The sequence below is a fragment of the Achromobacter sp. 2789STDY5608621 genome (genome assembly GCF_001299375.1).
Taxonomy (GTDB): Bacteria; Pseudomonadota; Gammaproteobacteria; order Burkholderiales; family Burkholderiaceae_B; genus Achromobacter; species Achromobacter insuavis.
This window is the reverse complement of sequence record NZ_CYTU01000027.1, coordinates 32,888-42,432: the sequence shown is the minus strand read 5'-3', so window position 1 is coordinate 42,432 and position 9,545 is coordinate 32,888. Positions and strand designations below refer to the sequence as shown.

The following is a 9,545-nucleotide window of genomic DNA, read 5'->3' as shown; positions in this document are numbered from 1 at the left end:
TTTCAGCTCAATATCACGACACCCTTGGGCAGCGTGCTGACGCGCGCGCCGAAGGCCTCGCTGATGCGGTCGATCGCCAGGTCCAGCCGCGCGATCTGGAACCGCCCGCTGACCCGCCGCGCCGCCAGCGCGTCGCCCAGCACCAGGATGCGGCCCGGCCGGTAGCGGTTGATCTCGGCCACCGCGTCGGCCAGCGGCATGTCGCGGAACACAAGCACGCCCTCGCGCCAGCCCATGGCCTGTTCCAGGTCGGCGCGCATCGGCGCCATGACTGTGTCGGCGTCGTAGCCGGCCTGCTGCCCCGCCTCCAGCGCCAAGTCGGCGCGCGGATGGCGGATCGCGACGCGGCCCGACAGGCACGTCACCGTGACGTGGTCGCCGATGCGGCGCACGCCCACCGCCGCCGCGTCCACCACCATTTCACCCGCGCCGGCCGCCACGGTCAGGGCCTGTTGCGCCTGCGGGCAACGGATGGCGGCCTGCCCTTCCAGCAAGGCCAGGCGCCGCTGCCCATCCGAGACATTCATGCGCGTGTGCGCATCCAGTTCGACCACGGCCTGCCCGCCCCAATCGACGGTGCGCTGCTCGCCCACGCCGGTGCTGTAGTCCGCGCCCAGCCCGGCCAGCGTCGACCACCACCCCAGCGGCGCCAACGCGACCGCGGCGGTGGCCGTGCCCACGCCCGCCACGCCCATGCGCAGGAATCGCCGGCGTCCGGACGGGGCCGGCGCCGCGCGCGGATGAAGGGCGCGGAACTCGCGGCCCGCCTCGCCCAGTTCGGCCCACGCGCGGCGCGCCCGTTCAAAGGCCGCGGCGTGCGCGTCACTGCGCGCGCACCATTCGCGCAGCGCCAGGGCGTCGCGGCGGGTGGCGTGGCCGGACTGGATGCGCCGCACCCAGGTGTCGGCCTCGAGCTCCAGCGCCTCGGCGGCGGAGGTGAAATAACGGCTGATGTTCATCGTTCCAGTCTCGGGGACGGCAGTCGCGCGCGGCAATACGCCTGCGCCTTCTGCAATTCGCGCTCCACCATGCGCACCGAAATGCCGTACCGCAGCGCCAGATCCTTCTGCGGCGTACCATCCAGCCGGTGCGCCAGCAGGATGTCGCGCTGACGCACCGGCAGGCGCTCCAGCGCCGCCAGCAGGACCTGAAGCGTCTGCCGGTCCTCCGTGATCTGCGCCGGGCCCGGCGCCGAATCCGGCGTCAGGCCGAGAATCTCATCGGTCTCTGCGGACGTCAGACGCTCGTCGCCCGAGCGCGCGTAGTCGACGGCGATATGGAACGCCATGCGGTACAGATAGGCTTCGGGCTGGCGCACGCTGTCGGGCGCGGCCACCGCGTCCAGCTTCAGGTAGACGTCCTGCAGCGCGTCGCTGGCCAGCTCGTCGTTGCCCAGACGGGCGGCGAGACGGCGCTTGAGCCGGTCGTAGTGGGTGACCAGCGATTTGCGCAAGGCGGCCAGGCCGACGTCCATCACGCCCCCCGTCCCGACTTGCGCGCGCCCGCCGCCTCACGATGCAAGGCAGTCTCCGTCGGCAGCGCTCGCTTGCGGCCGGATGACGAACGTGACCGGCTGGTTCACGCCCGGCGGCGCGGGCTCGTCCAGCCGCAAGCGCTCCAGCCGCTGCGCCAGCAACGCATCGCGCTGGGCTGATCCAGTCGAATCCAGCAGGCGCACGCGGCGGACCTGGCCGGCATCGCCGAACCACAGGCTGATCGCCGCGCGATAGTGTCCCGGACGCACGGCCGGATCGCCGCACAGCAAAGCGCGCATGGCGACCTGCAGCTTGCCGTAGAAGCGCTTGCGCGCCGCCAGGGCCTGCGTCGGTTGCGGGGCGGCGGCCGGGGCGTCGGCGGCGATGATGAAAGTGTCGGGGGAACCGTAGCGGGCCTGCAGGCCGGAATCCCGCAGCAGCAGCCGCAGAGCCGACTCGGCGGTGTAGTTGCCCACCACGCTGCTTGACCGGCGGCCTTTGGTCAGGCGGCTGTCGTACAGCCCGGAATGACCGGTGCTGGCAGTGAACCGTTGCAACGCCTCCGCCAGCGGCAAGGCGGGAATGTCGAAAAAAAGCAGATCGCCGCCGCCCTGGGCGCGCGCGGCCTGCCCGTGCACGCCCAGGGCGGCGGCGAGCAGGAGGCAGCGAGTCACGAACCAGGCGCCGCGGGCGCGTCGGAAGGGAGTCATGGCAGGAATAGTCGAACACAGCCGCGATGTTCACCGCGATGACGGCAGGCGCCAGAGCTGCTGCATCGTAGTCGGCGTTTGTGACCGAACCGTGACGCTCGTTCAGCCGGCGTTCAACATTTCCCGCGACTGACCGTCACGCTAGATCCTGGCGGCCTCGCGCCAGCCGGACAGCAAAGCGCCGTGGACAGTGCCGCTGTAGTGTTCGTGCGTGGCCTCGCCGGCGAAGTGCACGCGGTTGTCGACCGGATCCGCCAGCGCCTGCCGATCGCCGGCGCGGCATCCCAACGCCGGGAAGGAATAACTGCCGCGCGCAAACGGATCGGAGGCCCAGCGCGTGATGCGATGACCGACCGGCGCCTCCACCCGCGCGCCGAAGATGCTGGCCAGCCGCTCGACAGCATCGCGGACGATCTCGTCATCGCCCATCTGTTCGAAGCGGCGCGCCGCATCGCCGCCGATCAGCGCGCACAGGACCGGCGCCTGCACGATCCGGTCCATGACGTACCAGTTGGCCCACATGCCATGGCGCGTGCCGCGCTGCGAAAATGCCGGCACGTCGTCCCAGAAGGCGCGCGGGAACCGCAGGTAGAGCTTGTTGTAGACGCCCATTCCCAGGCGCTCGATCGCCTCGCGCTTCTGCGCGGGCAGCGCCGGCGTGAAGCGGACCGACGGCTCCTTCAGGACGCCGAGCGGCAAGGTCACCATGACCCGGTCGGCCTCGAACAGGCCCTGTCGGGTATGAATGCGCACGCGCGGCTCGCGGTAGTCGATCTCGTCGACGGCATGGCCCAGCCTCACGTCCAGCCCGCGCGCCAGGTGATCGGTCAATTGGCCGTAGCCCTGCGGGAACACGACCTCGCGCCCGCCGAAGCCGCCGCTCTCGTCCAGCCCCCACGCCGCCACTTCGCCGATGCTGGCACCGTAATCGTCCTCGATGATCCGGCTCTGCAACTCCAGCACGTTTTCCCGGCGCGCCCCGTCCAGGCCGCCCGCGTCGAGCGCCTGGCGCAGCGCGGCGTCGAGCGACAACGCCTCGGACGCCGTTTCGGCCAGCGCCGACAGACGCGCCGAGATGGCCTCCTGATCCTCGCTCAAACGCTCGACCTGCGCCGCCGGCACTGGCCTGCCGCTGGCTTCGTACAACGGCGCCGAGCGGGTATTGGCGGCGAGGTCGCCGAAGTCGTAGACCGTCGTGGCAACGTCGTATTTCCTGGCCAGGCGGGCGACCGGATTGGCCCGCACGCCGTGGATCCAGGACGCGCCCAGATCCACCGGCGAGTCCGCCCAGGAACGGTCGGTCCAGATCCGTCCGCCGAGGCGGTCACGGGCTTCCAGCACCACGACCTCGTGGCCCGCGGCCCGCAGCCGGCTCGCCGCCGCCAGGCCGGCCATGCCGGCGCCGATGACCACGACTTGTTTGAACGTCGTGGACCGCGACATGGCGAACGCGCCATGCCGGGGCAACATGCCCAGCGAGGAAAACATGAAGGCTTGCAGCAGATTCCTGCGGCGCGGCGTAAGGGGGGGCATGGCGTGTCTCCGAAAGGCCCGCCCATCGTTGCCGGCGCGGGGGACCGGCGGCGGGCGGCCTGGATACTGTCACGCGCGCCTGAAGATTCCGTGCGCGCTGCATGAAGATTGCGTGAAGCGGGAAAGACGGCTGGACGCGGCCGCCGCGAGGCCTTGCGCCAGGAGTCGCCTGGGCTAGAATCCGCGCATGGCCAACTCCAAAATACTGATCGTCGAGGACGACGCCTCGATCGCCGACGTGCTCGACGCCTATCTGCGGCACGATGGCTACGCGACGGCCATCGCGCGCGATGGCGACCAGGCCATCCAGCTGCACGACAGCTGGAAGCCCGATCTGGTCCTGCTCGACTATCTGCTGCCGGTGCGCAACGGTGATGCGGTCCTGGGCCTGTTACGCCAACGCGGCAACGTGGCGGTCATCATGGTCACCGCGCTTGATGACGAAGCGGAGAAGCTGGGCGCCCTGCGCTATGGCGCAGACGACTACATCGTCAAGCCCTTCAACCCGAAGGAGGTCGTGGCGCGCGTGCAGGCGGTGCTGCGGCGCACCCAGCGCGTGGACAAACCGACGCTGCTGCGCGGTGATGGGCTGGCGCTGGACCTGCAGGCGGTGCAGGCCTATGCCGAACGCCCCGCCCCCGCGCACAACGAACCGATCGACCTGACGCTGACCGAATTCAACCTGCTGGCCACGCTGATGAGCGCCCCGGCCAAGGCGTTCTCGCGCATCGAACTGCTCGATGCCTGCCTGCCCGAAAGCGATTCGCTCGAACGCGTAATCGACACGCACATCCGCAACATCCGCCGCAAGCTGCAAGCCCATGGCGTCACGCATGTGCCGCATTCGGTCAGGGGCGTGGGCTACCGCTTCTCGCGCGCATGATGCCCCTGCGCCGGTTGCGCCCGTCGTCGCTGCGTCCCTCGTCGTTTCGCGCCTGGGTCAGCCTGCGCATGATCGCGCTGGCGATCGCCACCGCCGTCTTCGTCAGCTTCGGCATGTGGTACCGCTACGAACTCTGGTACGAGGGCAACGAAGCGCGGCTGCCGCCCGAACTGCGCACCGAGGTCCGGACGCTGGAGCAGGACCCCACGGCCAACGCGCGCCGGCTCGGCGAGATATACGTCCAGTACTACTCCGAACCGACGGCGCGTGACGACCTATTGGTCTTCTTCGGGCTGCTCCTGGCCGTCACGCCGTTCATCGTCATGTTCGGCCTCTGGTCGGCAAAACGGTTGTCGCAGTCGGTCACCCACGTCACGCGCGCGGCCAGGTCGGTCGCCGAGGGCGACTTCAGCGTCCGCGCGCGGGCGATGCCGGGCACGCCCATCGAGATCCAGCAGTTGGTGCGCGACTTCAACGCCATGGCCGACCGCCTGCAGAAATATGAACGCGAGTTGCGCGACTCCAGCGCCGCCATCGCACACGAAATCCGCACCCCGCTCACCGGCGTCACGGGTCGCCTGCAAGGCATCGCCGACGGCGTGTTTCCCTGCGACCTCGAACAGGTCGGCATGGCGATCGTGCAGCTGGAGCAGCTCAACCGCCTGGTCAGCGACCTGCGCATCTATTCGCTGGCGCTGGCCGGCCAGCTGCAACTGCACCCCGATCGCTTCGCGCTACGCGAACTGGTCGATGAACGCATCCGCTGGGCGGCGCCGCAACTGGCCGCGCAAGCCATGCAGGCGGTCAACGGCCTGCCCGCCGACCTGGCTGTCACGGCCGACCGCGACCGCATCGGCCAGGTCATCACCGCGCTGATCGACAACGCGCTGCGCTACGCCGCCGAGGGCGGCGTCATCGAGTTCCGCTGCGAACAGGCGGGCCCCCTGCTGACGCTGCGCATGCTGGACCGCGGCCCAGGCATGCCGGCCGCTGACCTGCCGCGCCTGTTCGACCGCTTCTGGCGCGCCGAGCCTTCGCGCGCACGCCACGCCGGCGGCAGCGGCCTGGGGCTGGCCATCGCCGCCGCCATCAGCGAAGCGCATCAGGGCGCCATCGAGGCCGCCAACCGGCCGGACGGCGGGCTCGAGATCCGGCTGACCCTGCCCCAGGACGGCCCGCGCCCGCTTCAGGCCGGTTGATCCGCCCGCGCAACCACCGTGTCGTAGCCCAGCGCGCCGCTATTGATGTTCACCATGCGGGTATAGCGCAGCGTGTCGCCCTCGAACTCGCACAGCACCGTGTCGCGGAACGCGGTCTCCGGCAGGATCCACGTCATGTGCAGGCGGCGCTCGTCGAGCCAGGCGGCGCGCGCGACCACCACGCAATCGGGGATGTGATAACCGTGATGCAGGTCGCGCCCCGGCATGTCGGTCACGCCCTCGATCCAGCGGTCCCAGCCGGCCACGATCGTATGGGGGCCGTCGGCATCCGTCAGCGTGAAGCGGCAGCCCTCGGCGGACAGGTCCAGTTCGATGCCGGTGATGCCCTGGGCATTGTCGGCGGCCGTGAAGCGCAGGCGACGCGGCTGCGCGGGCGCCTGACCGGCCTGGAACGGCGCCTTCCACGGCGCGGCCGCATCCTCGTGCTGCCAGGCCGCCAGGCGCGCGGCCAGGCGGGCATCCTTGGCGGCGTCGGGGTTCGACACGCCAAACGCCGCCGGGAAATGCGCGTTCATGTGCGGCACCAGGCGCGAACTGCCCTTCATCGCGCCGATCACCGCCAGCACCGCGCCATGCTCGGGATAGACGCGCACCATCTGCACGAACTTGCCGATGCCGGCGTAGGTCGCATCGTCATACACCCACCACTGATAACCATAGCCGGCGGACGGCCCCTGCGCGCGGGTCGCGGCGCGCACCCAGTCCGGCGGCAGCACCTGGCGGCCCTGCCAGGCGCCGTCCTGCAGGTGCAGGATGCCCAGCTTGAGCAGGTCCGCCGTCGTCGCCACCAGGCCGTTGCCGCCGGGGTTGACGCCGTCCGGCCCCACGTCCCAGGCTTCGCCGGCGATGCCCAGCGGCTCGAACAGGCGCGGCTTGAGATAGTCGTGCATGGTCTGGCCGGTCAGGCGCGTCAGGATGGCCGACAGCATGTAGCTGGCGGCGCTGGTGTAGACGAAGCGCTCGCCCGGCGCGTACGCCAGCGGGATCTTGAAGAACTCGCGCACCCAGCTGGTCTTGATGCCACGCCAGACCGCGCCCGAGGTCTCCGATTCATGGCCGACGCTCATGGTCAGCAGGTGCTCGACCGTCATCGCCTCCAGGCCTGGCTGGCGGGCCTCCTCGGCGAACTCCGGGAAGAAGCCGATGACGGGCGCGTCCAGGCGCAGCAAGCCTTCCCGCACCGCCAGGCCGATGGCGCTGGCCGTGAAACTCTTGGCCACCGAATGCAGATTGCGCGGCCGGTGCGCGGCGTAGGGCCAGCGCCATCCCTCGGCCGCCACCGCGCCATCACGGAACAGCATGAAGCCATGCAGGTCCAGCCCGGCCTGTTCGACGTCGTCGAGAAAGCCGATCACGGCATCGGGATCGACGCCGGCGGCGCTGGCGGTCTTGCGGGGCAGGCCGTCGTGACGGGCCGTGGGGTCGGTGGCGGGAGCGGCGTCGAGCGGTGCGGACATGGGCGATGGCAAGGTGGACGTCCGGCGCGGGCGGACGCATGGGGTGGCGTCGGACCGTCAGGGACGTCATGCAGGCGCGCGCCGTCCCGACGGCATCGCGGGAAATTTTCGCACAAATTGGCGCCAAAACACATACGCCGATGTCTTGCGCCGACGCCGCGCGCCGGACGGCCCGGGCGCGGAATCCCGCGCCCGGGAGCCGGCCGCGCCGCGTTCCGGAACCGACTGAAAGAACTCCCTGGGCCGTCCGCCCGCCTTCCTGGCGGCGGGCCGCGCAAGTCCTCCTACACTTTTCAGACGCCGCGCACCGTTGCCCGCGGACGAGATCGAGGACCCGCGCATGACCGTGATACCGAACCGCTGGCTGATCGCCGGCCTTTGCGCCGCGCTGGCCGCGACGCCTGTTGCCGCGCAGGTCGTGTCCGACGCGGGCGATGGCGGCGTGCCCGCCTTCTACCGCTGGGACGCGCCGTTGCCCGGCCGGCCGGGCGAATTGCTGCGCGCCGAGGCCTTGACCGCCCGCCAGAGCCTGGCGCAGGCCGGCCAGAACATCCGCCTGTTGTACAGCTCGACCGATGGCGTGGGCGGCCAGGCCCCGATCGCGGTGTCCGGCGCGCTCTACCTGCCGCACGGCACGCCGCCGGCCGGCGGCTGGCCGCTGCTCGCCTGGGCCCATGGCACCGTCGGCATCGCCGACGTCTGCGCGCCGTCGTTCGCGGGGCGCGGCGAACGCGATACGCGCTATCTCGATTACTGGCTGGCGCAGGGCTATGCCATCGTCGCCACGGACTACCAGGGCCTCGGCACCCCGGGCGCGCATCCTTACGTGCATGTGCGGTCCGAGGCCTACAGCATCCTCGACAGCATCCGCGCCGTCCAGAAGCACTACCCGGTCTCCGCCCGCACGGTGCTGATCGGCCAGTCGCAAGGCGGCGGCGCGGTGGTGGCCACGGCCACCTTCGCCAAGGATTACGCCCCCGAACTCGACATCGCCGGCGCCGTGGGCACCGGCGTCAACCTGTCGGCGCGCGACTACGCGGCGCCGATGAACAACACCAAGCGGGTCGCCTATTTCCTGGTGTACCTGAACGCGATCCAGCTGGTCGATCCCGCGATCAAGCCGGAGGAATACGTGTCCGACAAGGCCCTGCCGGCCTTCGAGCTGACCCGCACGGCCTGCTTTCCGCAGGTCGAGCAGCGGGTCCGCTTCGATCACCTGGACAAGGACAACAGCTTCCGCCAGGACCTCTCGGCCGTCACGCGCAAGCTGGCCGGCTTCAAGCATCCGCCCACCCTGCACACGGAGATCCCCATTTTCTGGGGCACCGGCGGCAAGGACACCGACGTCTTTCCCGAGGCCCAGCAATCGGGCGTGTCGGCGGCCTGCGCGGCCGGCAGCCGCGTCGAGTGGCATGTCTATCCGGCGTTCGACCACTCCGCTACGGTGAACGGATCGCTGCCCGACTCCACGGCCTTCATCAAGCGCGCCTTCGCGGGCGAGACGATCGAAGGCAATTGCGCGGCGCCGCCCGCATTGCCCTGAGCCGGCTGCCTGTTCATGCCATCGAGCGCCGTGATCCGGCTCCTTTTTTTCTTCGCCGACGCACCAAAAACGTGCATGGCGCGTCGCATGGCAATCACGCAACACGTCGCGGCTGCGGTTCGAAACTGCGAACAATTCTTGGTATCATTTCCTGCATATCGGCCGCTGGACCTGGCACAGGGACGCGGGTTCCTCGTGTCCTCCCCGCTGCTCGCGGGGACTCCCAAGCATGTCCAATCCCCTCCAGCTATTCTGCGAAGATCACTACGATTGGCTTTGCCAGTGGTGGCGGCATCGGCTTGGCCATGGCGATGAGGCGGCCGACCTGGCGCACGACACGTTCATCCGCGTCCTGCGCAAACCCCACGAAGTCAGCGCGCTGCGGCAACCGCGCGCCTACCTGACGACCATCGCGCGGGGCCTGCTCAACGATCATTGGCGCCGCCGTTCGCTGGAGCGCGCCTGGCTGGAGGCCGTGGCGGCCCTGCCGCCCGGGATGGAAACCTCGCCCGATGTCCTGCTGGGCGTGCAGCAGGCCCTGCAGCAGCTGGACCAGATGCTCGCCAACCTGGCGCCCCAGGCGCGCGAGGTCTTCGTCCTGTCGCAACTGGAAGGGCTTTCGTACGCCGAGATCGCCGCCCGCACCGGACTGAGCGACCGCACCGTGAAACGCTACATGGCACAGGGCTTCGAGATCTGCCTGACCCTGATGGAACACTGATCC

Annotated in this window: 9 protein-coding genes; 4 read left to right on the top strand and 5 right to left on the bottom strand. The window is 70.0% G+C overall.

Annotated features, from left to right (window positions below; genetic code table 11):
* Window positions 1-2 precede the first annotated feature (2 nt).
* The 4 genes from AOZ53_RS22015 to AOZ53_RS22000 form a co-directional block, all read right to left on the bottom strand.
* The gene (locus AOZ53_RS22015; RefSeq protein ID WP_054489337.1) at window positions 3-959 is read right to left on the bottom strand and encodes a FecR family protein; all 957 of its coding nucleotides are present in this window, start codon (window positions 957-959) and stop codon (window positions 3-5) included.
* Window positions 956-1,474: an RNA polymerase sigma factor gene (locus tag AOZ53_RS22010; protein WP_054489335.1), complete on the bottom strand. Its 519-nt coding sequence runs from the start codon at window positions 1,472-1,474 to the stop codon at window positions 956-958. The genes AOZ53_RS22015 and AOZ53_RS22010 overlap by 4 nt, the downstream gene beginning before the upstream one ends.
* Window positions 1,475-1,510: 36 nt before the next feature.
* Window positions 1,511-2,149, bottom strand: a complete 639-nt coding sequence (locus AOZ53_RS22005) for a secretin and TonB N-terminal domain-containing protein (RefSeq protein WP_197286510.1) — start codon at window positions 2,147-2,149, stop codon at window positions 1,511-1,513.
* A gap of 177 nt (window positions 2,150-2,326) precedes the next feature.
* Window positions 2,327-3,598: a flavin monoamine oxidase family protein gene (locus AOZ53_RS22000; protein ID WP_231690661.1), complete on the bottom strand. Its 1,272-nt coding sequence runs from the start codon at window positions 3,596-3,598 to the stop codon at window positions 2,327-2,329.
* Window positions 3,599-3,905: 307 nt separating this feature from the next.
* Here AOZ53_RS22000 and AOZ53_RS21995 point away from each other — a divergent pair, with 307 nt between their 5' ends.
* The gene (locus tag AOZ53_RS21995; protein ID WP_054489330.1) at window positions 3,906-4,601 is read left to right on the top strand and encodes a response regulator; all 696 of its coding nucleotides are present in this window, start codon (window positions 3,906-3,908) and stop codon (window positions 4,599-4,601) included.
* The gene (locus AOZ53_RS21990) at window positions 4,598-5,800 is read left to right on the top strand and encodes a sensor histidine kinase (RefSeq protein WP_054489328.1); all 1,203 of its coding nucleotides are present in this window, start codon (window positions 4,598-4,600) and stop codon (window positions 5,798-5,800) included. Before AOZ53_RS21995 ends, AOZ53_RS21990 begins: the two co-directional genes overlap by 4 nt.
* Here the strand turns inward: AOZ53_RS21990 and AOZ53_RS21985 are convergent.
* A complete protein-coding gene (locus AOZ53_RS21985; RefSeq protein ID WP_054489326.1) occupies window positions 5,788-7,278 on the bottom strand; it encodes a serine hydrolase domain-containing protein in 1,491 nt (496 codons plus the stop codon). The genes AOZ53_RS21990 and AOZ53_RS21985 overlap by 13 nt on opposite strands.
* 340 nt (window positions 7,279-7,618) lie before the next feature.
* Between AOZ53_RS21985 and AOZ53_RS21980 the strand changes: the two genes are divergently transcribed.
* Together AOZ53_RS21980 and AOZ53_RS21975 are read left to right on the top strand one after the other, a co-directional pair.
* Window positions 7,619-8,821 (top strand): lipase family protein, encoded by a 1,203-nt coding sequence (locus tag AOZ53_RS21980; RefSeq protein WP_054489380.1) that lies wholly within the window; start codon window positions 7,619-7,621, stop codon window positions 8,819-8,821.
* 229 nt (window positions 8,822-9,050) lie between these two features.
* Window positions 9,051-9,542 carry a sigma-70 family RNA polymerase sigma factor gene (locus AOZ53_RS21975; protein ID WP_054489324.1) on the top strand — a complete coding sequence of 164 codons (492 nt, stop codon included), beginning with the start codon at window positions 9,051-9,053 and terminating at the stop codon, window positions 9,540-9,542.
* The last annotated feature ends 3 nt before the right edge of the window (window positions 9,543-9,545 follow it).

Coding starts and splice junctions, on each gene's coding strand:
- AOZ53_RS22015 (WP_054489337.1), bottom strand. CDS start 959: ATGAACATCAGCCGTTATTTCACCTCCGCCGCCGAGGCGCTGGAGCTC.
- AOZ53_RS22010 (WP_054489335.1), bottom strand. CDS start 1,474: ATGGACGTCGGCCTGGCCGCCTTGCGCAAATCGCTGGTCACCCACTAC.
- AOZ53_RS21995 (WP_054489330.1), top strand. CDS start 3,906: ATGGCCAACTCCAAAATACTGATCGTCGAGGACGACGCCTCGATCGCC.
- AOZ53_RS21990 (WP_054489328.1), top strand. CDS start 4,598: ATGATGCCCCTGCGCCGGTTGCGCCCGTCGTCGCTGCGTCCCTCGTCG.
- AOZ53_RS21985 (WP_054489326.1), bottom strand. CDS start 7,278: ATGTCCGCACCGCTCGACGCCGCTCCCGCCACCGACCCCACGGCCCGT.
- AOZ53_RS21980 (WP_054489380.1), top strand. CDS start 7,619: ATGACCGTGATACCGAACCGCTGGCTGATCGCCGGCCTTTGCGCCGCG.
- AOZ53_RS21975 (WP_054489324.1), top strand. CDS start 9,051: ATGTCCAATCCCCTCCAGCTATTCTGCGAAGATCACTACGATTGGCTT.